The sequence below is a fragment of the Micromonospora citrea genome (assembly GCF_900090315.1).
GTDB classification, from domain to species: Bacteria; Actinomycetota; Actinomycetes; order Mycobacteriales; family Micromonosporaceae; genus Micromonospora; species Micromonospora citrea.
This window is the reverse complement of record NZ_FMHZ01000002.1, coordinates 3,259,520-3,284,862: the sequence shown is the minus strand read 5'-3', so window position 1 is coordinate 3,284,862 and position 25,343 is coordinate 3,259,520. Positions and strand designations below refer to the sequence as shown.

Sequence of the window (25,343 nt, the reverse complement as noted above, 5' to 3'; positions counted from 1 at the left end):
GAGAACCGTGACGCACGTGTCCGAGCGCAGCGGCGCAGGAAGCAGCCCGACCGGCGCCGGCGGCGACCGCCAGCCCTGGACGGCCGGCGCCGGCCGCCAGGCGCGCAAACGCTCGGTCTCGTACGCGGACGCCGGCGTCTCGATCGAGGCGGGCGACCGGGCGGTCGAGCTGCTCAAGTCGAAGGTGAAGCAGACCCGGCGCCCGGAGGTGATGGGCGACCTGGGCGGCTTCGCGGGCCTGTTCCGGCTGGACACGAAGAAGTACAAGAACCCGATCCTGGCGTCGTCCACCGACGGCGTGGGCACCAAGCTGGTGATCGCGCAGCAGATGGACATCCACGACACGGTCGGCATCGACCTGGTCGCGATGGTCGTCGACGACCTGGTCGCCTGCGGCGCCGAGCCGCTCTTCCTGCTCGACTACATCGCCACCGGCGAGGTCGTGCCGGACAAGGTCGCCGAGATCGGCGCCGGCATCGCCGACGGCTGCCGCTACGCGGGCTGCGCCCTGCTGGGCGGCGAGACCGCCGAGCACCCCGGCGTGCTGCGCCCGGACGAGTACGACATCTCCGCCACCGGCGTCGGCGTGGTGGAGGAGGCCGACATCCTCAGCCCGGAGCGGGTCGAGGTGGGCGACGTGGTCATCGCCATGCGCTCCTCGGGCCTGCACTCCAACGGCTACTCGCTGGTGCGGCACGTGCTGCTGGGCGCCGGCCGGATGCGGCTCGACGTGGTGATCGACGACTTCGGCCGGCAGCGCACCCTCGGCGAGGAGCTGCTGACCCCGACCAAGATCTACGCGCAGGACTGCCTCAAGCTCATCGCCGAGGCCGAGGTGCGGGCGCTGGCCCACGTCACCGGCGGCGGCATCCCCGGCAACCTGGTGCGGGTGCTGCCCGAGCACGTCGACGCGGTGGTCAACCGGTCCACCTGGAAGCCTCAGCCGATCTTCGACCTGATCCAGTCCAAGGGGCGGATCGAGGACCCGGAGATGGAGGCGACCTTCAACATGGGCGTCGGCATGTTCGCGATCGTCTCCGCCGAGGACGCCGACCGCGCGCTGGCGACCCTGACCGGTCGGGGCGTCGACGCGTGGCAGGCCGGCGAGATCATCGAGGGCTCCGGCAACGTGCAGATGATCGGCCAGCACACCCGGGGATGATCACGCTCCGGTGACCGTACGGGCACCTGATCAGGGCTTCACCCGAGTGGCCGTCGCCGCCTAGCCTGAAGGGCACCCTCAAAGCTGTCGGGGCAACCCCTCACCGGAGTTTCCCGGCAGCCCTTCAGGCGCTGAGGAGGGCAATGGCTGCTCGGGGACAGTCGTTCAGCGGGATGCGCGGCCTGGCCGCCGTCCCCTCGTACGTCGTGATGCAGCCGACCACCCTGTGCAACCTGGATTGCGCGTACTGCTACCTGCCGTTCCGGGCCGCCGACCGGCGGATGCCGGTGTCGGTGGCCGAGGCGGTGGCCGAGTCGGTCAACCCGTGGGCGGCGGCCGGGCGCTTCTCGGTGGTGTGGCACGGCGGGGAGCCGCTCGCCGCCGGCCGGGAGCACCTGGCCGCGCTGATCGCGCCCTTCGGGCCCGAGGTCGAGCACCACGTGCAGACCAACGCCACGCTGATAGACGACGCCTGGTGTGCGTTCTTCGCCGAGCACCGGGTGCGGGTGAGCGTGAGCGTCGACGGTCCGCGCGAGCGCAACGGCGACCGGGTCACCCGGGCGGGCGGGCCGGCGTACGACCGGATCGTGCGCGGGGTGGCGGCGCTGCGCCGGCACGGGCTGCCGTTCTCCGCGCTGGCGGTGGTGGGTCGCCCCGGGCCGGGCCTCGCCACGGAGCTGTACGACTACTTCCTCGACCTCGGCTGTGACGTGCTCGGCGTCAACATCGAGGAGACCGAGGGGGTCAACCTCCGCGACAACTCCCATGACGCCCGGGCGGTGACCGCGTTCTGGGCGGAGCTGGTGGCGGCCTGGCGCCGGGATCCCCGGATCCACCTGCGCGAGGTCGAGTGGTCGTTGCGGTACGCCGCCGCCGTGCTGGACGGCACCGCCGACGACGTGCTGCCCCGGCGGCTGGACCCGATTCCGACGGTCGGCCATGACGGCTCGGTGACGGTGCTCTCGCCCGAGCTGGCCGGCTTCACCGACGCCCGGTACGGCGACTTCAGCAGCGGCAACGTGCTGACCGCCCCGCTGGCCGAGATCCTCGCCGGGGCGGACCGGACGCCCTGGGTCGGCGAGTTCCTCGCCGGCGTCGAGGCGTGCCGTTCGTCCTGCCCCTACTTCGGTTTCTGCGGCGGTGGCCACGCGGCCAACCGTTACTTCGAGCTGGGGCGTTTCGACGGTACGGAGACCGCGCACTGCCGCAACAGCAAGATCCACCTACTGGAGGGAGTGTTGGAGCATGCCCGAGACCACCAGTCACCGGCAGCCTGAGCGCGGGGTGGACGCCGCCGCGGGTCGGATCGCCGATCGGGTGCGGGAAGCCGCGCCGGGACTCACCGCGCTCCTCCACGAGGCCGAGGCCGCGCGACGGATGCGGGCGGAGGTGGCCGGCGGCGACGGCGCGAGCGCCGTCTGCGCCTGGAACCACTTCGAGAACATTCCGACGTTCTACAACTGGAACAACCGGCCCCGCTGAGGGCGCACCGCGATCAGGGGACCTGCCGAGCGGCCGGAGTCGCCTCCGGCGTCGGCAGGTTCCCTGATCGTCGTCTTGGCGCCGCTTCGGATGGGCACATGCGTGAGCACGCGGGGGATTACCGCGTGCTCAGCTGCGACCGGAGGTCAGCGGGTCGGACGTACCCAGGGATCCGGGTCTTCGTCCGCGTGATCCTCATCATCGTCGTCGACATACTCTTTGTAGTCGTCGTCGAAGTTGTGCTCAGACTTACCAGCACCCGCCAACTCGCGCTGCAAGGCGGTGAGGTCGGTGTTCGGGGAGTGGTACTTCAACTCCCGGGCCACCTTCGTCTGCTTGGCCTTAGCACGGCCGCGCCCCATGGCTCGACCCCCTCGCACAGAATGCGGGGCAGCCCGAAGGCGGGCCCCGATGACGTCAGGCATCTCTCGTGGCTCTTACGGTACATGGGGATGCCATCGTTCGGCACCTCGGGTTACCGTCGACCGGCACCGCGCGTCGCGGTCATCCAGCCGTCACCGATTGTACCGGGTAAGGACCGGTGCCGGGAGCGCCCGTGACACCGGACAAAGCCCTACGAACTCAGCTTAACGGCGCCCGGCACCGGGGTGGCGGGGTGGGGCGGAACCGGCCCGGCTCCGCCCCGTGACGCTCATCGCAGCAGGATCGTGCGCAGCCGGCCGACGTCGGCCATCCGCCGCTCCGCGAGCCGGTCCGCCGCCACCGCCGGCGGCACGCCCTCGGCGTCGGCCAGCCGCAGGATCTCCCGGGTGGTGTCGTAGATCCGGGTCGCCCGCAGCTTGGCCCGCTCGAAGTTGAAGCCCTCGATCTCGTCGGCCACCTGGATGACGCCGCCGGCGTTCACCACGTAGTCGGGGGCGTAGAGGATGCCGCGGTCGGCCAGCAGCTTCTCGATGCCGGAGTGGGCCAGCTGGTTGTTCGCCGCGCCGGCGACCACCTTGGCGCGCAGCACCGGCACCGTGTCGTCGTTGAGCGCGCCGCCCAGGGCGCACGGGGCGTACACGTCGATGTCGGCGGCGACCAGCGAGGCGACGTCGTCGACCAGGGCGACCTGCGGGTGGGTGGTGCGCGCCCACTCCAGGGCCTTCGGGTTGACGTCGGTCGCCACGACCTCGGCGCCGTCGTCGAGCAGGTGGCCCACCAGATACTTGCCGACCTTGCCCAGGCCCGCCACGCCGACCCGGCGGCCGGCCAGCGTCGGTGCGCCCCAGACGTGCTCGGCGGCGGCCCGCATGCCCTGGAACACGCCCCACGCGGTGAGGATCGAGGAGTCGCCGGCGCCGCCGTGCTCGACGCTGCGGCCGGTGACGTACGACGTCTCGCGGGCGATCACGTCCATGTCGGCGACGTAGGTGCCGACGTCGCAGGCGGTGTAGTAGCGCCCGGCCAGGGACTCCACGAACCGGCCGTACGCGCGCAGCAGCGACTCGCTCTTGATCCGCTCGGGGTCACCCCAGATGACCGCCTTGCCGCCGCCCAGGTCCAGCCCGGCCAGGGCGTTCTTGTAGGCCATGCCCCGGGACAGGTCGAGCACGTCGGCGAGGGCGGCCTCCTCGCTGGCGTACGGGTAGAACCGGGTGCCGCCGAGCGCGGGGCCGAGCGCGGTGGAGTAGATGCCGATGATCGCCTTGAGGCCGGACTGCTTGTCCTGGCAGAACACGACCTGCTCGTGACCGGTGGATCCCGGGTCGTCTGTGGTGGCGAATACGCCCATGACTAGCTCCTGGTGTGGGGTGCGCCCTTGTGGGACGTGGACCGTGGACGCCGGCGGGATGCTGCCGGTGCCGCTGAGCCTAGTATCGGCCGACGCCGTCCGACCGCCCACGGCACGCGTGATCGCGGCGCCGACGACGGTCGGGTTCCGATTCGTGGGAGGATCGCGCCGTGCCGTCGCTCTTCGCTTCATACCTGCGCGTGTACGAGCCGCTGACCGCCTTCGACCGGGACCGCCAGACGTACTGGCGTCGCTACGTCGAGCAGGGGCGGGCGGTCGCCCCGGTGGAGGGGCCCGGCCGGCAGCGGACGTCGGTGATCGAGGCGCTCGGCGCGGGCTGGACGCGGCTGCCCGACCTGCCCGACGAGGCGTACGTCCTGGAGACCGACGAGTCGTTGCTGGTCTGCCCGTGGAACCTGCGCGTCCGGGTGGCCGAGGCGGCGCTCAGCGCGCGCGACGGCGTGCCGCCGGTGCTGGCCGACGCGTTCGTCCCGCCGGTGCTCGCCGGGCAGGCCAAGGCCGTCGTGGAGGACTGGCGCAGCGGGGCCCGGGTGCTGGAGCACGGCGTCCCCCGGCTGCACGAGCAGATCGCCACGTGGGGTGTGCCGCTGCGCTGGTTCGTGCTCTTCGACCCGGAGGAGCGGCACCACGTGACCAGCCCCGGGCGGCGGGCGCTGCGCTACCGCACGGAGATCTCCAAGGCCCGGCGCCGGTCGTCCCGCGCCCTGTCGGTGCTGCGCAAGTCGGTCGGCGACGCGCCCATCACCGAGGCGGTCGAGGAGGCCGCCCGCTGGCTGGAGGAGTTCCACCCGCGCTCGGTGGTGGAGCTGGACTACGGCGGCCTGGTCGAGCTGCTCTCCGACGAGACGCTGGCCGCCGACGACTCGCCCGAGCTGGTGGCGAGCGGGCTCGCCGGGCTGTCCCGGGGCGAGGCCGAGGAGGCGTCGGCGGCGTACGACAAGCTGGTCGCGCGGTGGCGCGCGGTGCAGTTGTTGGAACGGTGCAACTAGCCCCAAAACGCCCAGGAAGCGCCTCGAATTCGAGGCGTCTTCGTAGTCGACGCATCACGAACCGTGATCATGAGTCCGAATAAGGTACTTTCTGCCGTGTAAAAGTCGCATAAATCGGGCATGGTTCATCCGTCCGTCTAGGGACGTTCGGCCGTTCGGCCCATGTCGGACATCGGGGACTAGCCGGACCATGGGAGACGCGTCGGCCGGCGGGACCCCGGCCGATGTCTATACATGTGGAGGAGTGACCGATGGCATCGCGAACGCACGAACCAGAGCCGCTACTCACACCGGCCGAGGTGGCGTCGATGTTCCGTGTCGACCCGAAGACGGTGACCCGGTGGGCCAAGGCTGGCAAGCTCAGCGCCATCCGGACCCTGGGGGGCCACCGCCGGTACCGCGAGTCGGAGGTCAGGGCCCTGCTGCAGGGGCAGATCCCCCAGCAGCGCCAGGGGGACTGACGGCCGGAAGTCAACAGGTGTGCACGAAGGCGGCGGACCCCGGTCCGCCGCCTTCGTCGTGTCCGGGGGCGGAAGGGCGCCGCCGCCCGCGCCGCGACGGTCAGCCGCCCGAGGGTCGCTCCGCGAGCGAGACCCGGATGCCGACCGTGCCGCCCTCGCCCCGCCGCAGCCGGCTGCCGAGCAGGCTGAGCCGGCCGATCAGCCGGTACTTCCGCTTGATCAGGTCGCGTACCCGCCGGGTGTCGGCCGGGTCGCAGAGCGTCGCGTGGGCGGGCACCGCCTCGCCGTGCGGCCGGCCCCGGACGTCGCACGGCGCGACCGTGACGTCCCCGCTGCGCCGGATCCGCTTCACCTTGCCGGAATCCGCCGCCGACCACACCGCCAGCGCGTCGCCGTCACGCACCGCCCAGACCGGTGTCGGCACCGCCCGACCGTCCTTGCGGAACGTCGTCAGCAGGACGTACTTCTCCGCCGCGAGGCGATCCAGAGTGGTCACGCCGCCAGGATACGGCGGTCGCGGCTGACTGACCGGCCGGATAGCGTGAAGCCGTGACGGTGGAGCCACGGATCGGTGACGTGTTCGGGGAGATGCTGCGCGACGCCCTCGCCGTGGCCACCGGGGTCGGCCCCCGTCCCCTGGCGGGCGGGCGGCTGCCCAGGCCCGTCATCGAGATCATCGAGCGGGACGACGGGCTGGTCAACGGCGCGCCCGCCGCGCACTACCTGGACGGCCCGGCGGACTGGGAACCGTACGACCGCCGGGCGGTGGACCGGGTCGAGGGCGCCACCCTCGACGTCGGGGTGGGGGCGGGCCGGATCGCGCTGCTGCTCCAGGAGCGGGGCGTGCCGGTCACCGGGCTGGACACCTCGGCCGGCGCGCTGGCCGTCTGCCGGCGGCGGGGCGTCCGCGACCTGGTGCACGGCACGGTCGACGCGCACGTGGCCGACGGGCGGCGCTACGACACGTTCCTGCTGCTCGGCAACAACGTCGGGCTGCTGGAGGGGCGGGAACGGGCACCGGCCCTGCTTGCCGCGCTCGCCGCGTTGGCCCGCCCGGGCGCGCGGATCATCGCGCAGGGCACCGACCCGTACGGCACCCGGGACCCGCTGCACACCGGCTACCACGAGCGCAACCGGCGTCGGGGCCGGCTCGGCGGGCAGCTCCGGCTCCGCCTGCGCTACCGGGAGCTGGGCACCGAGTGGTTCGACTACCTGGTCTGCTCGCCCGACGAGCTGGCCGAGCTGGTCCGGGGCACCGCGTGGCGACTGACCGACGTGGACGACCGGGACGCGCCCTACTACCTGGCCACGCTGCGCCTGGCCGGCTGACGCCCGGAGCCCCGCCGCAACGGCGGAGCCCCGGACCGCCGGCGTACGCCTCAGACCTGGACGGTCGGGGGAAGCTGCTCGGGCGGGAGGCCGCCGTCGCCGTCGACCACCTCGTCGGGGGTGCCGTCCTCGTCGAGGTCGACCATCGTGATGTCCACCTTGCCGTCGTGGTCGGTGTCGAACTGGAACAGGTCCGGCTTGCCGTCCCCGTCGGTGTCGGCCACCCAGACGTCGGTGCGCCCGTCGTTGTTGGTGTCGGCACGCAGCAGGTCCACCCGCTCGTCCCCGCGGGTCTCCACGGTCTCCGCCGTGCCCGCACTGTCCACGGTCTCCGGTGCCTGGCTCATCTCGGCCCGTCCTTCCCTGTCGTTGCCGGCCGTCGTACCCGATCCGCGCCGCCCCCACGCATGCCCGGGGGAGCGCCGCTGCATAGGGTCGGCCCATGAGCGAGTGGAGCGGGTGGCGGAGCGCGGGTCGACCCCGGGTCGCCGCCGCAGGCAGGGAGGCGTCATGAGCGACCGCTTTGTCGTCGTCGGGGCCGGCACGATGGGGCTCGGCATCGCGTACGTGGCGGCCGGGTCCGGGCACGCCGTCGAGCTGGTCGAGGTGGACCGGGCCCGGGGCGCGACCGCCGTGGACCGGCTCGCCGAGCTGTGGGACAAGGCGGTGCGGCGCGGGAAGCTCGGCGCCGAGCAGGCCGCCACGAACCGCGAGCGGGTCACGCTGCGATCCGCGCTGGCCGAGGTCGCGCCGGAACCCGCCGTGGTGGTGGAGGCCGTGCCGGAGCGGCCGGACCTCAAGCGGGCGGTGCTGCGCGAGGCCGAGGCGCTGCGCCCGGCCCTGCTGGGCAGCAACACGTCCAGCATCCCCATCGCGGAGCTGGCCGACGGGCTGGCGCGGCCGGAGCGCTTCCTCGGGCTGCACTTCTTCAACCCGGTCTGGGCGATGGCGCTGCTGGAGGTCGTGGTCGGCCCGGCCACCGCCGACGAGACCACCGCCGCGGCCGTCGCGCTCGCCGGCCGGCTGGGCAAGGACCCCGTCGTCGTACGCGACATGCCGGGCTTCGCCACCTCCCGGCTCGGAGTCACCCTCGGCCTGGAGGCGATCCGGATGGTCGCCGACGGGGTGGCCGCCCCGGCCGACATCGACAAGGCGATGGTGCTCGGCTACCGGCACCCGGTCGGCCCGCTGGAGTTGACCGACCTGGTCGGGCTGGACGTGCGGCTGGACATCGCGCGCACCCTCCAGGCCGCGTACGGGGACCGCTTCGCGCCGCCGCCGCTGCTCGTGGAGATGGTGGCCGCCGGCAAGCTGGGCAAGAAGTCCGGCCAGGGCTTCTACCGCTGGGAAGGCGGTGTCCGTTCGTGAGCGCGAGGAGTGAGCTTGCGAGCCCCGCAGTCGCGAACGGAAGGTCGGCGCGGGTGAGCGCGTCGGGTGCGCCCGCGAGCCCCGCGGACGCGAGCAGAGGAGGCACGGCGTGAGCGGGCTGCGCATCGAGGAGCGGCCGGACCGGCTGGTCGTCACGCTCGACCGGCCGGAGAAGCGCAACGCCATCGACGCCGACCTGATCGCCGAGCTGCACCAGGTCTGCGCGGAGCTGGAGGCCCGCCCCCGCCTGCTGCTGCTCACCGGCGGCGCCGAGGGGATCTTCGCCGGCGGGGCGGACATCGGCCAGTTGCGCGAGCGGGGCCGGCTGGACGCCCTGGCGGCCATCAACTCGGCCGCCTTCGCCCGGATCCGGGCGCTGCCGATGCCGACCGTGGCGGCCGTGGACGGGCCCGCGCTGGGCGGCGGTGCCGAGCTGGCGTACGCCTGCGACCTGCGGGTCTGCACGGCGCGGGCCGTGTTCGGCCAGCCGGAGGTGCGGTTGGGGATCCTGGCCGGCGCGGGCGCGACCCACCGGCTGCCGGCGCTGGTCGGCGAGGCCCGGGCCAAGGAGCTGCTCTTCACCGGCCGCCGGGTGGACGCCGAGGAGGCGCTGCGGATCGGCCTGGTGAACCGGGTGGTGGCCGAGCCCGTCGAGCTGCTGCCCACCGCCCACGACCTGCTGGACGAGATGGCGAAGGGGTCCGCCCTCGCCCTGCGGCTCACCAAGCTGGCCGTCGACGCACCCCCCGCCGCGCACCCGCACCTCGACCTGGTCAGCCAGGCGGTCCTCTTCGAGGACGAGGAGAAGCACCGGCGGATGACCGAGTTCCTGGAGCGGCGCCGGCCCCGCTGACCGTCCGCTACCGGGGGCCGGGCGCCCTGCCGCGCCTCGGAGACCCCCGACACGACGACGGCCGCACCGGATCACCGGTGCGGCCGTCGACCAGCCAGAGCCGGCGGCTCAGTTCCGGAACTCCACGCCGGCGTCCGCGAGCGCGCGGATCATCTGCGCCGACTCCGCGAAGCCGATGATGAGCACGGCCTCCGCGCCGAAGTCCTTGATCTCCTTCGCGCTGGCCGAGAAGTCGACCGGGCTGGCCTTGGCGTCGGCCGGCGGGTCGTAGGTCAGCAGCTTCAGCCGGTCGCCGCCGACGCCGGCGCGCTCCAGCTCGGCCTTGACGGTGGCCTGGAGGCCCTCGCCGTAGGAGTCCTTCCGGGCCACGATCGCGATCTTCTGCGGCCCGTCGCGGAGGATCACGTCGGCGAGCGCCCGCCCCTGGAGGCTGTCCGGCGGCGCGGTGCGGAAGTAGAGGCCCTTGTCGTCCAGCTCGGTCAGGCTGGCGTCGGTGTTGGACGGGGAGAAGAGGACCTTCCCGGCCGCCACCACGTCGGGCAGCACCTCGCGGGAGATCCCGGAGCCGCCGGCGCCGATGATGACGTGCACGTTCCGCTCGACGTGCCGGGCCACGGTGGCCTTGGCCACCGCCGGGTTGGTGCCGTCGTCGCCCTCGATCCAGACCATCGGCTCGCCGAGCACGCCGCCGGCCGCGTTGATGTCCTTGACCGCGAGGGTGACCGCGGTGGCCATCTGCGGGTACGCCAGCGCCAGGTCACCGGTCTTCGGCAGCAGACCGCCCACGACCAGCGGGGAGCCGTCGCTGCGGTCGGTGCGGCCCCCGCGCTGCTTCTTCCCCTTCGGCGGGGCCTTCGTGCTCGCCGCCGACTCGTCCCCGGCGCCGACGAACTCCGTCTTGCCGTCGTTGAGCTGCTGGCCGTCGAAGTGCAGGGTGGCGTAGCTGGCGGTGGCCGGCTCGCCGGCGTCGGTGAACCCGGCCCGGGTCATCGAGACGCTGCGGTACTCGATGTCCTGCCCGGCGCGAGCCAGCGCGAGGCACGTCGCCGCGTCCTCGCAGCGCTGCCCGCCGTTGGTGACCCCGACGATCTGCCGGGCGATCGCGGCCGGGTCCGTGCTGCCGGCGAGCTGGGCGGCGAGCGCGCTGATCACCACCGCGTCGTACGTCTCGGCGGAGTAGACGAAGTCGTTCAGCTTCGGGTCGACGGTGCGTAGCCGACTCTTGAAGCTCTCCGGCAGCGGCGTCATGGGCGTGGTGCCCTTCATGCCGTCGACGAGGCCGGCGCGGTCCTTCAGCTCGGCGGGGTACGAGTTGAGCATGTTGCCGTCGGTGCCGTAGAGGCGCACCTGGTGGGTGGTCGCCTCTTCGGGGCCTTCGGTCCCGCAGGCGCTGTTGGCGAGCAGGAACGTCACGCAGGTGGCCAGGGTGGCTGCCCGCGAGGCGCGTGACTTGAGCATGGTCGTCCTTCCTCCGGCGAAGGTCCGCTGCGCACATTAGCGTGCCGAGGCGGGTGGCGTGACCACGGAGGCGACTCAATCCGCAGGTCGCCCGCCCTGCTCACGCAGAGTGACGTTGGCCCGGCCGCTTGACCCGCTGCCCTACCGTGCGGTGCGTGACCGAATCACCACAGCAGACGCTCGACGACGCGACCGCCGTGCTCCGCTCGGCGCTGGCCGGGGACGGCGACGCGGTGGTGGGGGCGTTCGACGCGGTCGTCGACCGGTCCGGCCTGGCCGGCGCGTACGGGGTGGCCTGGTGCCTCGCCGCGACGATGGTCGGCGAGCCGGTGCCGCCGGGCACCTGCGCCCTGGACTTTCCCGGCATCGACGAGGCCGACTACGACACCCGCTGGGTGGCCCGCTTCGTCAGCGCGTACGCCAACGCCGACGCCGACACCGGCGAAGCGCTCTTCGGGGCGGCGGTGGCCGACGGGCTGCTGCCCGACTGCCTGCTCACCCTGGCCGGCTCGACGGTGGCCACCCTGCGCAGCCGGGCCGGCTGACGCGCGGCCGGCCCGCCGGTCCGCCGTCTCCCGCGCCGGGTGCCCGGCCGGGCCGGCCCGGTGCCGACCGGCCGGCGTGACAGTCTGGGGGCATGTCCGAGGCCATGCTCAGCAAGGTGCGCAAGCTGCTGGCCCAGGCCGAGGACCCGGCCTGCACCCCCGCCGAGTCGGCGGCGTTCACCGCCAAGGCGACCGAGCTGATCGCCCGCTACGGCGTGGACCGGGCGCTCCTGGCCGCCCGCGACCCCGCCACCGACCCGGTCGGCGACCGGGTGGTCGAGGTCGTCGCCCCGTACGCCCGGGACAAGGCCGGCCTGCTCGCGGCGGTCGCCGACCCGCTGCGCTGTCGCTGCGTGCGGCGCCGGCAGGGCAGCGGCTTCGCCATGCACCTGTTCGGCTTCGCCAGCGACCTGGAACGGGTCGACGTGCTCTTCACGTCACTGCTGGTGCAGGCCGCGCACGGGTTGGCCGCGACCCACGTGCCGTCCGGCGAGCACCCCGCCGCCTTCCGGCGTTCCTGGCTGGCCGGCTTCGCCCAGGCGATCGGCGCCCGGCTGGCCGCCGCCGAGGCCGACGCGGTCGCCGGGTCGGGCAAGCCGTCGGTCGCGTTGGTGCTGGCCGACCGCTCCGACCGCGTGCGGCACCGCGTCGCCGAGGTGTATCCGCGGCTGCGCACCGCCGCGCCGCGCCGGCTGGCCGGCACCGGGTTCGGTTCCGGCGCCGAGGCGGGACGCCGCGCCGACCTCGGCGGCCGAGGTGTCGCCACGGCCCCCGGCGCCCGCCCCGGCATCGGCCGCTGAGGGGGCACCGGAGGTCAGCCGTCATCGGGGCGGGTGGCGTCGCCTGTCGGGCGGGTCAGCCGGTATCGGGGCCGGTGGCCTGGCCCCTCGTGCGGGCCAGCCGATATCGGGTCGGCGGCCTGACCTGTCGCGCGGGTCAGCCGTCATCGGGGGTCGGGCGGGCGGGTCAGCCGGCGCCGTGGGTCACCGCGGCGGCGTAGCGGGTGAGCAGCTCCTGCCAGCCGGCGGTCAACGCCTGCCGGTAGCCCTCGGCGGCCTCGCCGTGCCGGTCGAAGTGCCGGTGCTCGACCTCCACCCGGGTCCGCTCCGGTCCGTCCGGGTGGAAGAGCACCTCCACCTCGCTGGCCCGCGCCGGATCGGGCACCGGCGCCCGGTCCGCGCCGATCTGCCAGGTGAAGACCAGCCGCCGGGGTGGGTCCCAGGTCAGCACCCGGCCCCAGTCGCAGCGGAAGCCGTACGGGCCGATCTCGTAGAGCATGCCGCCGGCGTGCGGCTCCATGCCCAGATCGGCCAGGTGCTCCGGGCCCGACCACGTGTACTCGGTCACCCACCAGCTCGCCAGCGCGTCGGTGAACACGGCGAACGCTTGATCCGCGGGGGCGGGGACCAGGAGGACGCCGCGCAACGCGAACCGTTCGGACTCCTGCCGGATGTCGATCGGGTCAGCCATCTCCTGTCCCATAGGCCCGGACCATACCGGCTGATGCCCGGGTGTGCAGCTTCGCGCGCTGCCCGGTTCCGGACACCTCATCCGGTGTGCCGCGGTGCCGGACGTACGGCGAGGCCGGTCGCCGCGCCTCGTCCGGGGCGGGTCGGAGGGCGGATTGTCGGCCGGATATCGGGTAACCGCGCCGGACGGTCCCGGCCGGCCGGGCCGGAGGATGCGGAGCGGGGAGCATGAGCGAGAACGCGCAGCAGCGGGAACCGGAGCGCACCACCCAGCGGCCAGCCGGACGGGAGGCGGCCGAGCCGGACGTCCTGCTCGACGTGCCGAAGGTGTCGGTCGACTCGATCCGCCTCGCGGTCGACGGGCTGGACGCCGACCTCTCCCTGCGGGCACGGTTGGCCAACCTCCTCCAACTCGACGCCGGTGTCCGGGTGCACCTGCAGGGCGTGGAGCTGGACATCACCGGGGTGCACGCCGAGGCGCAGCTCAAGGTGCGACTGGAGAAGGTGGTTGACATCCTGGAACGCGCGCTGACCACCATCGACCGCAACCCGCAGATCATCGAGGCGCTGTCGCGTACGGCGGCGCAGTCGATCGACGACGTCAACCGGGCGACGCAGCAGATGACCGCCCGGGGCGGACAGGCCGCCGGGGCGGCGGAGCGGTCGCGCGGGGAGGCCCACGAACCCGGTCGGCAGGTCGTCGGCTCGGTCAAGCGGCCCGGCGGGGCGACCGACGAACTAGGCCAGCAGGTCGGCGCGATCGGCGCGGTCGCCGACCGTTCCCTGCGCGAGCCGGGCGGGAAGCCGGGTGGCCAGGCCGCTGGCCAGGCCGCTGGCGGCGAGCAGGGCGGCGGTCAGGGCGGTGGTCGCGAGCAGGGTGGCGGGCCGGGCGGTGGTCGCGGGCCGGGCGGCGGGCCCGACGCCGGTCAGGCGGCGCGGGGTGGCGGTCTCGCCAGCGGTTCGGGTGGAGGCGGCGAACAGGGCCAGGCCCAGCGCGCCCGGGAGCAGGCAGGGCGGGAAGCGGCCCCGGCCGCCCAGCCGTCCCGGGACCAGAGTGGACCTCCGCAGCGCGGGGAGCAGGGCGGCCCCGCGCAGGCTCGCGGGGAGCAGGCCGACCGCGAACCGGGCGGCCCCGCGCAGCGTGGAGAGCAGGGCGGGCGCGGGCCGGACGACCAACGCGGCGAGGACGGCGGTGACGGGCCGCCGAGCGCGGCGCAGCTCGCGGAGCAGGCGGGCGAGACGCTGCGGCAGGCCGGGCGAAGCGTGTGGGAGGCGATCCAGAGCGGGATGGCCCAGCGCCGCCAGCAGGGGCGCTGACGCCGCGACGACCGGTCCCCACCCGTGTCCTGCTCGGGTGGGGACCGGATCGTTCATCCCGCCGCGACCGGTGACGGCGCCCCGTCCTGGAAGCGCACCTCGGGGTAGGCCGGGGCCGGCGCGTCGAGCAGCGGCTGCGGTCGCCCGCGCAGGTGCGTGTCGAGGAACGCCGCGACGTACGCGCGGGTGATCAGCAGTTGCCGGTCGCCCGGAATGGCGCCCGGGTCCATGCCGAGCTGGGCGCCCAGCACCGGCCGGTCGGTGAAGGAGAGGTGACCGCTGCCGGTGACGGTGAGCCAGCGCTTCCAGCCGGCCAGGCCGGGCCAGTCGCGCAGCCAGCTCCCGTCCGTCGGCCCCTCCGAGCCGACCAGCAGGAACGGCTTGGCCACCGTGCCCGCCGGGACCGGGACGAAGTGGGTGCCGTCCAGGTTGATCCCGGCGTCGACCCGCCGGTCGGTACGCAGCGCCTGGGCGGCGCTGGCGCCGCCGACGGAGTGCCCCACCATGCCGATCCGGGTCGGGTCGAGGAACCGGGCGCCGCGCCACACCGGACGCGGTCCGGTCAGCCGATCCAGCAGGAACGACACGTCGGCCGCCCGCCCCTCGACCACGCGGGGCATCCGGTCCGGCCCGGTCGCCTCGCAGGCGAGGCAGTCGGCGACCCTGCCGTCCGGGAACTCGACGCCTCGCGCCTCGTGGGGATGGTCGACGCCGGCCACCACGTACCCGCGGCTGGCCAGCTCCTCGGCCAGCCCGGTCAGCGACTCCCGGCTGAGGCTGAAGCCGGGGGAGAGCACCACCAGCGGCCAGCCCCGGACGGTCGGGCGGACCGGCACGTCGCGGCGGGCGTTGGTGCGTACGCTGGTCAACAGGTCGGGTGGGAGGGGCAACCCCTCGGCGGCGATGATCCGCGCGGAGACCGCCGCCGTGGTGTAGGGCGCCGGCGTGCCCGGCGCGGCCACCGCCGGATACCAGAGCGACACCATCAGTTCCCGGCGCACCTCGGGCCGCCACTGGTCGGGCCGCGCGTCGTCGGTCAGGTGCAGCCAGGTGGTGCCGACCGGATAGCGGCCCGTCGGCGCCGGCAACGTCAACGCCGGCGCCGACGCCCGGGCCGCGACCGGGCCGCCGGCCAGCAGCGTGGCCAGGAGCGTCAGGAGTACGAGCAGTGCCCGGCCGCCGCTACGCAAGGCGGCCGCCGGCCGGTGCCGTCGAGCCGGCGCGCGTCATTGGTGTGATCATGCTGCCTCCCAGGGGATCCGTCGTGACGCGTCGACGGTAGGGATCCGCCCGGGGTCGGCACCGCGCCCGAACGACAGGCGGGCGCACCCACCTTCGTCAGGGCCCGAGCATGCTGGTTCACCGCCTCGTCCGGGATGACCGTCCCCTGTTCGGGGCGCTGTGACTGAGGTCGGCGACGCGGAGGCTTGTCGGCTGCTGTCGCTCGCGCCTACTCCTGCGGTGCGAGGGTGCGTAGGACGCAGAACTCGTTGCCCTCGGGGTCTGCCATGACCACCCAGTTCCGGTCCGGGCCCTGGCCCACGTCCGCCCTGGTGGCGCCGAGGTCGAGCAGTCTTCTCACCTCGTCCTCGGTGCTGCCGTCGACCGGGCTGACGTCGAGGTGCAGTCGGTTCTTCACCGTCTTGCCCTCGGGCACCCTGGTGAACAGCAGGGTGGGCGGCATCTGGCGGGCCCGAACGTCCTCGACGGTCGGCACCCAGGAACCGATCTCGACCTTGCCCGCACTCCGGTCGATCACCGTGAAGCCCAGGACCTCGCACCAGAAGGCCGCGAGTCTCTCCGGATCGTGGCAGTCGATGCCCAACTCGGTGAATCTGCTTGTCATGACGCTCCCAGGTGGTCCGGACGGGACCCGCGGTGTGGGCCCGTGCCGCCGCCCATCCTGAACGAAGATCACGACTGTCACAAGACGTTACCGAGGAGGGCTGAACCGCGTGCAACCGCCCATCCGGAGCCGCGCAGGACCACCCCGAACGCAGAAGCGCCGACCGGCGTTTCCGCTGGTCGGCGCTTCAGTAGCCCGGCGAAAGGCTATGTGGCCAGGGGCGGGGTCGAACCGCCGACCTTCCGATTTTCAGTCGGACGCTCGTACCAACTGAGCTACCTGGCCGTGGTGTTCGGTTCATGCTACCCGCACGACGGGCTCGCCGCCGGGAGGGTCGCACGCTCCGATACGCAGAACGCCGCGCATATGGGCGCGGCGTAAGCGCTGCGGTCCTGACGGGACTTGAACCCGCGACCTCCGCCTTGACAGGGCGGCGAGCACTCCAACTGCTCCACAGGACCTAGCTTTGTTGCCTCCGGCCGAAGCCGGACCGTGCCCCCAACGGGATTCGAACCCGTGCTACCGCCTTGAAAGGGCGGCGTCCTGGGCCGCTAGACGATGAGGGCGGCCCCGCCATCATTGCACACTCGCAACTTCAAGCGGACTTGCTCCCATCCGGCCCCGCCGGAGGCTTGGATAGCTTACGTGATGGCCCCCCGGTCGACCAAACCGGTATGGCCCGAGCCACACAGGCCCGTAAAAGCGCAGGTCAGGGGCGGTCTAGCGGAGCCGGGTGATGCCGTACCGGCGCTTCAGGTCGACGATCAGGTGCGGGCAGGCGGCCAGCGTCGCGGCCCGATTACCGCCCCCGTCGTGCAGCAGCACGACCGATCCGGGCCGGGCGGCGGCGCGTACCCGCTTGGTGATCGTCGGGGCGGTCGGCTTGTCCCAGTCCTGCGGATCGACGTTCCAGTGCAACGAGCGCATGCCGAGCTGCTTGGCGACGGTCACCACCTCGCGCGTCCACCGGCCGCCCGGCTGCCGGTAGAACGGCACCTTGGCGCCGGGCACCGCCGCCAGGATCGCCGCGTTGGTGCGGGCGAGGTCGGCGCGGATCTCGGCGACCGGCCGCCGGGCCAGGTCCAGGTCGTGGCGCCAGCTGTGGTTGCAGAGCTGGTGCCCCTCGCGCACGATCCGCCGAATCAGGTCGGGGTGCCGGCGGGCCTGGGTGCCGACCACGCAGAACGTGGCGGTGACCCGGGCCGCGCGGAGGCGGTCGAGGACCTTCGGCGTCCAGACCGGGTCCGGCCCGTCGTCGAAGGTCAGCGCCACCGCCCGTGCGCCCGTGGTGCGGTGCAGGCCGGCCGGCAGCGTGGTCGGCAGCGGCCGGACCGGGCGCCTGGGCGGCGGCGTGGTGCGGCTCGGCCGTGGACTGGCGCTCGGCTTCGGTGCCGGCGGCAGCGGCGCGGAGGCGACGGGGCTGGGGCCGGCCGCCCCGGACCCGGCCGGGGTGGTGTCGCCGCAGCCGCCGAGGAGGAGTGCCAGGGCCAGGGCGGACGCCAGTACGGCGCGTGGGCGCATCGTTCGCTCCCGAAGAGGGGGTCGGGGTCAGCGGACCCCCGACGCTAGTGGACGGCGTCGCGTCCCGGCACCCCCGGTCAGTCCGCCGTCGACTGGCCCAGCGAGTCACGTACGGCCAGCGCGAGCGAGACCGCCTCGGTGAGGTCGACCGGCCGCACCACCCCGGCGGGCAGCGAGTCCGCCAGCCAACCCGGCCCGGCGGCGAGCACCAGCAGCGGCCGGCGGGGCGCCGCGAGCAGGGCGGCGAGCTGGGCGGGATCGGCGGTGGCCCGGGTGTGTGACCAGATCACCACTGCGGCCGGCCCGGTCCGGTTGACCGCCTCGACCAGCGCCGCCACCGGTACCCGCGCGCCGAGCATCCGGTAGCCGACCCCGGCCTCGGCGAGCGCGGCGGCGAGCGCCTCCAGCGGCAGGCTGTGCTGCTCCTCGTCGGCGCAGGCGAGCAGGATGCGCGGGGGGTCGCCGGGCGTCGCGGCCCGGGCGACCGCGGCGAACGCCTCGGACACGCAGCGCGACACGAGGTGCTCGACCTCGACCAGGCCGGCGGTGGCGGCGTGCCGTTCGCCGATGCCGGCGAGCACCGGGCGCAGCAGCCCGTCCCACGTGGCGACCACGCCGTCCGCCTCGATGGAGTGCGCGATCGCCGCGCTGATCGCCACCGAGTCCAGCCGCATGGCGGCCCGGGCCAGCCCCCGGGCGGCCGGCCCGGCCCGGCCGACCGGGATGGTCGCGCCGCCGCCGTCCCGGGTGCCGGCGGCGCGGGCGCGCGGGCGGTCGCCGGCCGGCGCGACGTCCGGGGCCGCACGGGCCCACCGGGCCGCCTCGGCGGGCGTGACCCCCTGGGCGGTGAGCCGCCGCATGATCTCCAGGCGCGCGAGGTCGGCCGGCGTGTAGCGCCGGTGGTGGCCGGGGACGTGCTCGCTCGGGCCGAGCCCGTAGCGCTGGTGCCAGGTGCGCAGGGTGGTGACGGCGACCCCGAGTCGCCGGGCCACGGCCCCCGCGCTCAGCGCCTCATCGGCCACCCGACCGCTCCGAGGCGTCGTCCGCCGGCAGGCCGGAGGGGGTCGTGGCCGCATCCGGCGGGTCGAGGGCCGGCCCCGTCGGTCGCAGCAGCCGGTTCACCACCCCGCCCAGCCACGGCGCGTACGCGCGGGGGTCGGCGTCGAGGTCGGCGGCCAGGGCGACGGGGTCGACCCAGCGCAGCTCGGCCACCTCGTCGGGGTCGGGCAGCAGCGGGCTGCCCGGCCGGAACCCGCCCCGCAGGACGTGGTCGTACTCGAACTCGACCCGGCCGGTGGCCGGGTCCTCCGCGTAGTAGACGTACACCCCGACCTCGGTCAGCTCGACCGGGTCGGCGCCGAGCTCTTCGCGCAGCCGGCGGTTCGCGGCCTCCGTCAGCGACTCCCCGGGCGCCGGGTGGCCGCAGCAGGCGTTGGCCCAGCGCAGCGGGAAGCGCGTCTTCACGGGCGCCCGCCGTTGCAGCAGCACCCGGCCCTCGGGGTCGACGAGCAGCACCGAGAAGGCGCGGTGCAGCTGGCCCGGGGGCTGGTGCGCGGCGGCCACGGTGGTCTCGCCGCGCGCCCGCCCGGCGTCGTCGACGAGCTCGACGAGATGCTCCTCGCGGGTGGTCACGACACGCGCCTTTCGGATGTGCGGGAAAGGGTCAACGGGATCCCCCGGTGATGCGACCGGCGGCGAGCTTGCCGGAGATGAGCACCATCGGCACGCCCACGCCGGGCTGGGTGCCCGAGCCGACGAAGACGACGTTCGGCAGCGTCCGGTGCAGGTTCGACGGGCGGAACGGGCCGGTCTGGAAGAGGCTGTGCGCGGCGGCGAACGGGGTGCCGGCGGCCATCCCCTGCTCGGCCCACTCGGCCGGGGTGACCGCCCGGAGCACCTCGACGCCCTCGCCGAAGCCGACGTAGCCCCGCTCCTCCAGGGTGCCGACGAGCTGGGCGGCGTAGCGGTCCGTGAGGTCGCCCCGCCAGTCGAACGGCGCCCGGTCGAGGTTGGGCACCGGGGCGAGCACGTAGTAGGTGTGCCGGCCGGCGGGCGCCACCGACGGGTCGGTGCGGCTCGGGTTGGTGACCAGCAGGGACGGGTCGCTCATCAGCTCGCCCCGCCGGATGACCTCATCGAAGGTGCCCTTCCAGGACCGTCCGAAGTGGATGTTGTGGTGGGCGATCTTTCCATAACCCTGCCGCGATCCGACGTGCAGGACCACGCAGGACGGCGAGTAGGTGAGCCGGCGCGGGCGGGTCGGCGGCAGCAGGTCGCGGTAGGCGACCGGCAGGTCGGGGTTGAGCACCACCACGTCGGCCGGGACCAGCTCGCCGTCGGCGGTCACCACGCCGGTGGCCCGCCCGTTCGCGGTCTCCACCCGGGTGACCGTGGTGTCGTAGCGGATCTGCACGCCGTGCTTCTCGGCGGCGCCGGCCATCCCCCGGGAGACCGCGTGGATGCCGCCGCGCGGGAAGTAGACCCCGGCCACCGAGTCGAGGTACGCGATCACGGCGTAGATGGCGAGCGCGTCGTGTGGGGCGAGCCCGGCGTACATGGCCTGGAAGGAGAAGATCCGCTGGGTGCGCGGGTCCCGGAAGAACTGGTTGATCTTCGTCTGGAGCCGGCGGAAGGCGCCACCCGCGAGCAGCTTCACGAGGTTGCCCGTGAGCAGGTCGGTGGGGGCGTCCAGGTTGCGCTCGATGAAGTCGGCGCGCTCCCACTGCCACAGCTTGCGGGCGTAGTCGACGAAGCGCAGGTAGCCGTCGGCCTCGCGGGGGCCGCAGACCCGGGCGATCTCGGCGGCCATCCGCGTGGTGTCGGTGATGACGTCGAGCGTCGACCCGTCGGGGTAGTAGGCCCGGTAGGCCGGGTCGAGCGGGGTCAGGTCGAGCCAGTCGTCCAGCTCCTCGCCGACCGCGCCCAGCGCCTCGGCGATCAGGTCCGGCATGGTGAGCACGGTGGGGCCGGTGTCGAACTCGTAGCCGTCCACGCCGAGCCGGCCGGCCCGGCCGCCCGGCACCGGCTCGCGCTCCAGCACGGTCACCTGTCGACCGCTGCCCGCCAGGTGCAGCGCGCACGCCAGCCCACCCAGGCCGGCGCCGACGACCACCACCCGGTCCGTACGTCCGTCAACGGTGCGCACGCGACCACCTCCTTGTGCGAAGTTGCCCATCATGCCCGCCGGTCGGTGGCGGCGGTGGCGAGACCCGTGAGCGCGGTGCGCGCGGTCTCGTCGATCGACGCGGTGTCGAGCGCGGCGAGCGCCTCGGTGACCCGGTCGGAGATCATGCGCTCGACCCGGTCCACCGCGCCGGTGTCGGCGACCAGGCCGGCGAGCCGGGCGATCTCCCCGTCTCCCGCCCCCGGGCGGGCCCGCTCCAGCGCCCGCCGCTGGGCCTGCGTGGCGAGCTGCCGGGCCAGCATGAGCAGCGCGGTCGGCTTGCCGGTGCGCAGGTCGTCGCCGGCCGGCTTGCCGGTGGCCGACGGGTCGCCGTAGACGCCGAGCAGGTCGTCGCGGAGCTGGAACGCCTCGCCGACGGCGAGCCCGTAGCGGGTGTACGCGGCGATCAGCGGGGCGTCGGTGGCGACGCCGGCCACGCAGGCGCCGAAGAGCAGCGGACGCTGCACCGTGTAGCTCGCGGTCTTGTAGCGGGCCACCCGCAGCGCGCGGTCGACCGACCAGTTCGCCGCGTCGCTCTCGCCGAGCACGTCGAGATACTGCCCCGCCACCGTCTCCACCCGCATCTGGTCGTAGCAGCGGCGGACGTCGAGCAGCCGCGCCGGCGGCAGGGCGGCGTGCGCGAGGAGCCGGTCGGCCCAGACCATGCAGAGGTCGCCGACCAGCACCGCGACCGCCTCGCCGAACCGGCGCGGGTCGCCCCGGTGCCCGGCGGCGGCGTGCCGGGCGGCCTGCGCCGTGTGCACGGTGGGCCTGCCCCGCCGGGTGGCGGAGGCATCCATCACGTCGTCGTGCACGAGGGCGAAGGTGTGCAGCAGCTCCAGGGCGGCGAACGCCGGCAGCACGGGCGGCAGCGGCTCCGCGCCGCCCACCACGCCGCGCCAGCCCCAGTAGGCGAACGTGGGGCGCACCCGCTTGCCGCCGGCCAGCACGCTGTCGCGCGCCGTCGCGGCGAAACCGCCCATCGCCGCGTCGATCTCGGTGAGCGAGTCGACCTCGGTGGCGAGGAAGGCGGCGAGGGTGTCGTCCACCGCCGCGACCAGATCCTTCGTGTACGCGGCCAGGACCGCGCCGACCGGATCTTCTCCGTCGGCCGGGCCTGTCGGGGCCACGCGGAGGGTATTACCCGCAACTGCGTCGTTGGCCATGCGGCTGAGAGTACCCTAGGGTTACGTGTTGCGTCGGTTGGTGCGTCGATAACTGAGGAGGGCCGGTGGACATCGATCTCACCGCTGCCTATGACCGTTGCCGTGAGCTGCACAGACACCATGGCCGCACCTACTATCTCGCCACCCGGCTGCTGCCCGCTTGGAAACGGCGGCACGTTCACGCCTTGTACGGATTCACCCGCTACGCCGACGAGATCGTCGACCGGACCGAGGAGTTGCCCCCGGCCGAGCGCGCCGCCCGACTCGACGACTGGGCCGGCCGGTTCGTCGCCGGGCTGCACGGCGAGCCCGTCGACGACCCGCTGCTCCCCGCCGTGCTGCACACCATCGCCGTCTTCGACCTCGACCGCGACGACTTCGCGTCGTTTCTCAAGAGCATGGCGATGGACCTCACGGTCACCTCGTACCGCAGCTACGACCACCTGCTCGACTACATGGAGGGCTCGGCGGCCGTCATCGGCACCATGATGCTGCCGATCCTGGGCAGCTCCGACCCCGCCGCGGCCCGGGAGCCGGCCCGCCAGCTCGGCTTCGCCTTCCAGCTCACCAACTTCATCCGGGACGTGGCCGAGGATCTCGACCGCGGGCGGACGTACCTGCCCGACGACGACCTGGCCCTGTTCGGCGTGACCCGGGAGGAGCTGGTCGAGGCCCGCGCCCGGGGCCGCGCCACGCCCCGGATCCGGGAGCTGATCGCGTACGAGGTGAGCCGCGCGCAGGCGCACTACGCCGCCGCCGCGCCCGGGATCACGCTGCTCGCGCCCGCCTCGCAGGCGTGCATGCGCACGGCGTACGCGCTCTACGGCGGCATCCTCGACGAGGTGGCCGCGCAGGACTACGACGTCTTCGCCGGCCGGGCGCTCGTGCCGCGCCGCCGCCGGCTGGCGGTGGCGGCCCGCGCCCTGCTCACCCCGCCCGGCACGCCGGTGGTGATCCCCGGACCGGCCGTGCTGCCCACCCCGGTCACCGTTGCCGTCCCGTGACCGTCGCCCGGTCCTGCCCGGTCCTGCCCGGTCCTGCCCGGTCCTGACCGGGTAGCCGGGGCCGGGTCCCGCCGGTCCTGGCAGATCGCGCCGATGCCGGGCCGGTGCCGGACGGGCAGCGGAATTTCGGGGCGACCCGTTGGCCCGCGACCGGGGGGTGCGGAATGCTGGCGGGATGGCGGAGCCGGAACTGGTGGACGTGGTCGTGGTCGGGCTTGGAGTCGGCGGCGAGGAGGTGGCCGGACGGCTCGCCGAGGCCGGGCTGACCGTCGTCGGCGTCGAGCGCGACCTGGTCGGCGGGGAGTGCCCCTACTGGGGCTGCGTCCCGAGCAAGATGATGATCAGGGCGGCCAACGCGATCGCCGAGGCGCGCCGGATCGACGGGCTCGCCGGCGCCGCCGAGGTCCGGCCCGACTGGGCGCCGGTGGCGAAGCGGATCCGCGAGGAGGCCACCGACACCTGGGACGACACGGTGGCGGTGGAACGCTTCACCGGCAAGGGCGGCCGGTTCGTCCGGGGCAGCGCCCGCCTCGACGGCCCCGGCCGGGTCCGGGTGGGCGACCGCGTCTTCCGGGCCCGGCACGGAATCGTGCTCGGCACCGGCACCAAGCCGTCCGTGCCGCCCGTCGACGGGCTGGCCGACACTCCGTACTGGACCAACCGCCAGGCGATCGAGGTCGAGGAGCTGCCCGAGTCGCTGCTGGTGCTCGGCGGCGGCGCGATCGGCCTGGAGCTGGCCCAGGTCTTCGCCCGGTTCGGGGTCCGCGTCACCGTCGTCGAGGCGGCGGACCGGGTGCTCGCCGTCGAGGAGCCGGAGGCGTCCGAGGTGGCCGCCGCCGCGCTGCGCGCCGACGGCGTCGAGATCCACACCGGCGTACGGGCGGAGCGGGTCCGCCACGACGGGCGCGGCTTCACCCTGCACGGGGCCGGCGGGGCGGAGTTCACCGCCGAGCGGCTGCTCGTGGTCACCGGCCGCCGGGCCCACCTGGACGAGCTGGGCCTGGACAGCGTCGGATCGGACGCCGGCCAGCGGTACCTGGCCGTCGACGACCGGATGCGCGTCACCGAGGGGATCTGGGCGGTCGGCGACGTCACCGGCGAGGGCGCGTTCACCCACGTCGCCATGTACCAGGCGGGGATCGTCGTCGCCGACGTGCTCGACCACGTCCGGCGCGCCGACAGCGGGCCGGACGCCAGCGGCACCGCCCGCGTCACGGGCGGCGCGGCCGGCGCGGTCAGCGCGTCGGGTACCACCGGGTCGGGCGGGTCCGCCGGCGCGGTGCCGCGCGCCGACTACCGGGCGTTGCCCCGGGTCACGTTCACCGACCCCGAGGTCGGCGCGGTCGGCCTCACCGAGCGGCAGGCCCGCGAGCGGGGCGTCAACGTGCAGGTCGGCCTGGCCGAGCTGCCGTCGTCGGCGCGGGGCTGGATCCACCGCAGCGGCAACGAGGGCTTCGTCAAGCTGGTCGCCGACGCCGACCAGGGCGTGCTGATCGGCGCGACGTCGGTCGGACCGGCCGGTGGCGAGGTGCTCTCCGGGCTGGTGGTGGCGGTGCACGCGGCCGTGCCGCTCAGCCGGCTCCGGCACATGATCTACGCGTACCCGACGTTCCACCGGGCGATCGAGGACGCCCTGCGCAACCTCCGCTAGACCGCCGCGCCGTGCCGGCCGGCCCCGGCCGCGAACCGGGCCGCCCCGACCGCCGCGTCGGCGGCCAGCGAGTCCATCCCGTACGCCAGCTCCGTCGCCAGCGCCACCGGCTCCGGCTGGCCCGCGCCGGCCAGCACGGCGGCCCGGTCGTTGCGCAGACAGGTCTGCGGGTGCCGGGCGATCTCGGCCGCCAGCCGCTCGGCCGCCGCCCGCGCCTCGCCCGGCGCGACCAGCCGGTTCACCAGCCCCATGGCGTACGCCTCCTCGGCCGGCACCGGCCGGCCGGTCAGGATCAGGTCCATCGCCCGGCTCTCGCCGATCAGCCGGGGCAGCCGGACCGTCCCCCCGTCGATCAGCGGCACCCCCCAGCGCCGGCAGAACACCCCGAGCACCGCGTCGGACTCGGCGACCCGCAGGTCGCACCAGAGCGCCAGCTCCAACCCGCCCGCCACCGCGTGACCCGAGATCGCGGCGATCACCGGCTTGCCGAGCGCCATCCGGGTCGGACCCATCGGGCCGTCCCCCTCCGGCTCCACCCGGTTGCCGCTCGGCGTGCCGATGGCCTTCAGGTCGGCCCCGGCGCAGAACGTGCCGCCCGCGCCCCAGAGCACGGCCACCGCCGCGCCGGCGTCCGCCTCGAAGGCACGGAACGCGTCGGCCAGCGCCCGGGCCGTCGGCCCGTCGACCGCGTTGCGCGCCGCCGGCCGGTCCAGGATCACCGTGGTCACCGGCCCGTCGCGTTCGACCCGTACGCCCATCGGGACAGCATGCCCCCGGCGGTGTCGGCGGCGCCAGGGCCCTCA

At 74.4% G+C, this 25,343-nt stretch carries 27 protein-coding genes and 3 tRNA genes; 13 read left to right on the top strand and 17 right to left on the bottom strand.

Annotated features, from left to right (window positions below):
* Positions 1-7 precede the first annotated feature (7 nt).
* The 3 genes from purM to amcA all read left to right on the top strand — a co-directional run bounded on the left by purM (position 8) and on the right by amcA (position 2,644).
* Positions 8-1,162 carry a phosphoribosylformylglycinamidine cyclo-ligase gene (purM, locus tag GA0070606_RS15075; protein WP_091099842.1) on the top strand — a complete coding sequence of 385 codons (1,155 nt, stop codon included), beginning with the start codon at positions 8-10 and terminating at the stop codon, positions 1,160-1,162.
* A gap of 173 nt (positions 1,163-1,335) precedes the next feature.
* Entirely contained in the window at positions 1,336-2,439 is a 1,104-nt protein-coding gene (gene amcB / locus GA0070606_RS15070) for a cyclophane-forming radical SAM peptide maturase AmcB (RefSeq protein ID WP_342672189.1), read from the top strand.
* Positions 2,408-2,644 carry a multiple cyclophane-containing RiPP AmcA gene (gene amcA / locus GA0070606_RS15065; RefSeq protein WP_091099835.1) on the top strand — a complete coding sequence of 79 codons (237 nt, stop codon included), beginning with the start codon at positions 2,408-2,410 and terminating at the stop codon, positions 2,642-2,644. The genes amcB and amcA overlap by 32 nt, the downstream gene beginning before the upstream one ends.
* A 146-nt stretch (positions 2,645-2,790) precedes the next feature.
* Here the strand turns inward: amcA and GA0070606_RS15060 are convergent, their stop codons facing one another.
* On the bottom strand, positions 2,791-3,006 hold the full coding sequence (locus GA0070606_RS15060; RefSeq protein ID WP_091099829.1) for a DUF3073 domain-containing protein: 216 nt from the start codon (positions 3,004-3,006) through the stop codon (positions 2,791-2,793).
* Positions 3,007-3,296: 290 nt separating this feature from the next.
* Positions 3,297-4,379: a Glu/Leu/Phe/Val family dehydrogenase gene (locus GA0070606_RS15055; RefSeq protein ID WP_091099825.1), complete on the bottom strand. Its 1,083-nt coding sequence runs from the start codon at positions 4,377-4,379 to the stop codon at positions 3,297-3,299.
* Positions 4,380-4,549: 170 nt separating this feature from the next.
* Between GA0070606_RS15055 and GA0070606_RS15050 the strand changes: the two genes are divergently transcribed.
* The gene (locus GA0070606_RS15050; protein WP_091099821.1) at positions 4,550-5,389 is read left to right on the top strand and encodes a DUF8083 family protein; all 840 of its coding nucleotides are present in this window, start codon (positions 4,550-4,552) and stop codon (positions 5,387-5,389) included.
* Positions 5,390-5,640: 251 nt separating this feature from the next.
* Entirely contained in the window at positions 5,641-5,850 is a 210-nt protein-coding gene (locus GA0070606_RS15045; RefSeq protein ID WP_007073996.1) for a BldC family transcriptional regulator, read from the top strand.
* Between the two features lie 100 nt (positions 5,851-5,950).
* Here GA0070606_RS15045 and GA0070606_RS15040 read toward each other — a convergent pair whose 3' ends face one another.
* Positions 5,951-6,346 carry a PPOX class F420-dependent oxidoreductase gene (locus tag GA0070606_RS15040; RefSeq protein WP_091099818.1) on the bottom strand — a complete coding sequence of 132 codons (396 nt, stop codon included), beginning with the start codon at positions 6,344-6,346 and terminating at the stop codon, positions 5,951-5,953.
* 53 nt (positions 6,347-6,399) lie between these two features.
* On the opposite strand from GA0070606_RS15040, the gene GA0070606_RS15035 reads away from it, so the two are divergent.
* A complete protein-coding gene (locus GA0070606_RS15035; protein WP_091099815.1) occupies positions 6,400-7,179 on the top strand; it encodes a class I SAM-dependent methyltransferase in 780 nt (259 codons plus the stop codon).
* Positions 7,180-7,229: 50 nt separating this feature from the next.
* Here GA0070606_RS15035 and GA0070606_RS15030 read toward each other — a convergent pair whose 3' ends face one another.
* On the bottom strand, positions 7,230-7,526 hold the full coding sequence (locus GA0070606_RS15030) for a hypothetical protein (protein WP_091099812.1): 297 nt from the start codon (positions 7,524-7,526) through the stop codon (positions 7,230-7,232).
* A 163-nt stretch (positions 7,527-7,689) separates the two neighbouring features.
* Between GA0070606_RS15030 and GA0070606_RS15025 the strand changes: the two genes are divergently transcribed.
* Together GA0070606_RS15025 and GA0070606_RS15020 are read left to right on the top strand one after the other, a co-directional pair.
* Positions 7,690-8,547 carry a 3-hydroxyacyl-CoA dehydrogenase family protein gene (locus GA0070606_RS15025; protein WP_091099809.1) on the top strand — a complete coding sequence of 286 codons (858 nt, stop codon included), beginning with the start codon at positions 7,690-7,692 and terminating at the stop codon, positions 8,545-8,547.
* Between the two features lie 109 nt (positions 8,548-8,656).
* Complete coding sequence (locus GA0070606_RS15020; RefSeq protein ID WP_091099805.1) at positions 8,657-9,400, top strand: enoyl-CoA hydratase/isomerase family protein; 744 nt, start codon at positions 8,657-8,659, stop codon at positions 9,398-9,400.
* A gap of 108 nt (positions 9,401-9,508) precedes the next feature.
* Here GA0070606_RS15020 and GA0070606_RS15015 read toward each other — a convergent pair whose 3' ends face one another.
* Complete coding sequence (locus tag GA0070606_RS15015; protein ID WP_091099802.1) at positions 9,509-10,858, bottom strand: ABC transporter substrate-binding protein; 1,350 nt, start codon at positions 10,856-10,858, stop codon at positions 9,509-9,511.
* A 155-nt stretch (positions 10,859-11,013) separates the two neighbouring features.
* On the opposite strand from GA0070606_RS15015, the gene GA0070606_RS15010 reads away from it, so the two are divergent.
* Together GA0070606_RS15010 and GA0070606_RS15005 are read left to right on the top strand one after the other, a co-directional pair.
* Complete coding sequence (locus tag GA0070606_RS15010; protein ID WP_091107753.1) at positions 11,014-11,403, top strand: hypothetical protein; 390 nt, start codon at positions 11,014-11,016, stop codon at positions 11,401-11,403.
* A 92-nt stretch (positions 11,404-11,495) separates the two neighbouring features.
* Positions 11,496-12,203, top strand: a complete 708-nt coding sequence (locus tag GA0070606_RS15005) for a DUF2786 domain-containing protein (protein WP_091099798.1) — start codon at positions 11,496-11,498, stop codon at positions 12,201-12,203.
* Positions 12,204-12,369: 166 nt separating this feature from the next.
* Here GA0070606_RS15005 and GA0070606_RS15000 read toward each other — a convergent pair whose 3' ends face one another.
* Positions 12,370-12,885, bottom strand: coding sequence for an SRPBCC family protein (locus GA0070606_RS15000; RefSeq protein WP_091099794.1), 516 nt, complete (start codon positions 12,883-12,885; stop codon positions 12,370-12,372).
* Between the two features lie 215 nt (positions 12,886-13,100).
* Between GA0070606_RS15000 and GA0070606_RS31975 the strand changes: the two genes are divergently transcribed.
* Positions 13,101-14,189, top strand: coding sequence for a hypothetical protein (locus GA0070606_RS31975; protein ID WP_141721695.1), 1,089 nt, complete (start codon positions 13,101-13,103; stop codon positions 14,187-14,189).
* Between the two features lie 53 nt (positions 14,190-14,242).
* Here the strand turns inward: GA0070606_RS31975 and GA0070606_RS14995 are convergent, their stop codons facing one another.
* The 10 genes from GA0070606_RS14995 to GA0070606_RS14950 all read right to left on the bottom strand — a co-directional run bounded on the left by GA0070606_RS14995 (position 14,243) and on the right by GA0070606_RS14950 (position 21,885).
* Positions 14,243-15,379: an alpha/beta hydrolase family protein gene (locus GA0070606_RS14995; RefSeq protein WP_218106020.1), complete on the bottom strand. Its 1,137-nt coding sequence runs from the start codon at positions 15,377-15,379 to the stop codon at positions 14,243-14,245.
* A 260-nt stretch (positions 15,380-15,639) separates the two neighbouring features.
* Complete coding sequence (locus tag GA0070606_RS14990) at positions 15,640-16,035, bottom strand: VOC family protein (RefSeq protein WP_091099790.1); 396 nt, start codon at positions 16,033-16,035, stop codon at positions 15,640-15,642.
* A gap of 211 nt (positions 16,036-16,246) precedes the next feature.
* Positions 16,247-16,320 (bottom strand) — tRNA-Phe (locus GA0070606_RS14985).
* A gap of 102 nt (positions 16,321-16,422) precedes the next feature.
* Positions 16,423-16,496: transfer RNA gene (locus tag GA0070606_RS14980), tRNA-Asp, on the bottom strand.
* A gap of 32 nt (positions 16,497-16,528) precedes the next feature.
* Positions 16,529-16,601 (bottom strand) — tRNA-Glu (locus GA0070606_RS14975).
* Between the two features lie 154 nt (positions 16,602-16,755).
* A complete protein-coding gene (locus tag GA0070606_RS14970; RefSeq protein WP_091099787.1) occupies positions 16,756-17,556 on the bottom strand; it encodes a polysaccharide deacetylase family protein in 801 nt (266 codons plus the stop codon).
* Positions 17,557-17,633: 77 nt separating this feature from the next.
* Positions 17,634-18,578, bottom strand: coding sequence for a MerR family transcriptional regulator (locus tag GA0070606_RS14965; RefSeq protein WP_091099784.1), 945 nt, complete (start codon positions 18,576-18,578; stop codon positions 17,634-17,636).
* Positions 18,568-19,188, bottom strand: a complete 621-nt coding sequence (gene idi, locus GA0070606_RS14960; protein WP_091099780.1) for an isopentenyl-diphosphate Delta-isomerase — start codon at positions 19,186-19,188, stop codon at positions 18,568-18,570. The genes GA0070606_RS14965 and idi overlap by 11 nt, the downstream gene beginning before the upstream one ends.
* A 31-nt stretch (positions 19,189-19,219) precedes the next feature.
* The gene (gene crtI / locus GA0070606_RS14955) at positions 19,220-20,731 is read right to left on the bottom strand and encodes a phytoene desaturase family protein (protein ID WP_091099776.1); all 1,512 of its coding nucleotides are present in this window, start codon (positions 20,729-20,731) and stop codon (positions 19,220-19,222) included.
* Positions 20,731-21,885, bottom strand: a complete 1,155-nt coding sequence (locus tag GA0070606_RS14950; RefSeq protein WP_091099773.1) for a polyprenyl synthetase family protein — start codon at positions 21,883-21,885, stop codon at positions 20,731-20,733. Before GA0070606_RS14950 ends, crtI begins: the two co-directional genes overlap by 1 nt.
* A gap of 65 nt (positions 21,886-21,950) precedes the next feature.
* On the opposite strand from GA0070606_RS14950, the gene GA0070606_RS14945 reads away from it, so the two are divergent.
* Both GA0070606_RS14945 and GA0070606_RS14940 read left to right on the top strand, forming a co-directional pair.
* Positions 21,951-22,889, top strand: a complete 939-nt coding sequence (locus GA0070606_RS14945; protein ID WP_091099768.1) for a phytoene/squalene synthase family protein — start codon at positions 21,951-21,953, stop codon at positions 22,887-22,889.
* A 175-nt stretch (positions 22,890-23,064) separates the two neighbouring features.
* Positions 23,065-24,540, top strand: coding sequence for a dihydrolipoyl dehydrogenase family protein (locus tag GA0070606_RS14940; protein ID WP_091099764.1), 1,476 nt, complete (start codon positions 23,065-23,067; stop codon positions 24,538-24,540).
* On the opposite strand, the gene GA0070606_RS14935 is transcribed toward GA0070606_RS14940, so the two are convergent.
* Positions 24,537-25,298: a crotonase/enoyl-CoA hydratase family protein gene (locus GA0070606_RS14935; RefSeq protein ID WP_091099761.1), complete on the bottom strand. Its 762-nt coding sequence runs from the start codon at positions 25,296-25,298 to the stop codon at positions 24,537-24,539. The genes GA0070606_RS14940 and GA0070606_RS14935 overlap by 4 nt on opposite strands.
* Positions 25,299-25,343: the final 45 nt, after the last annotated feature.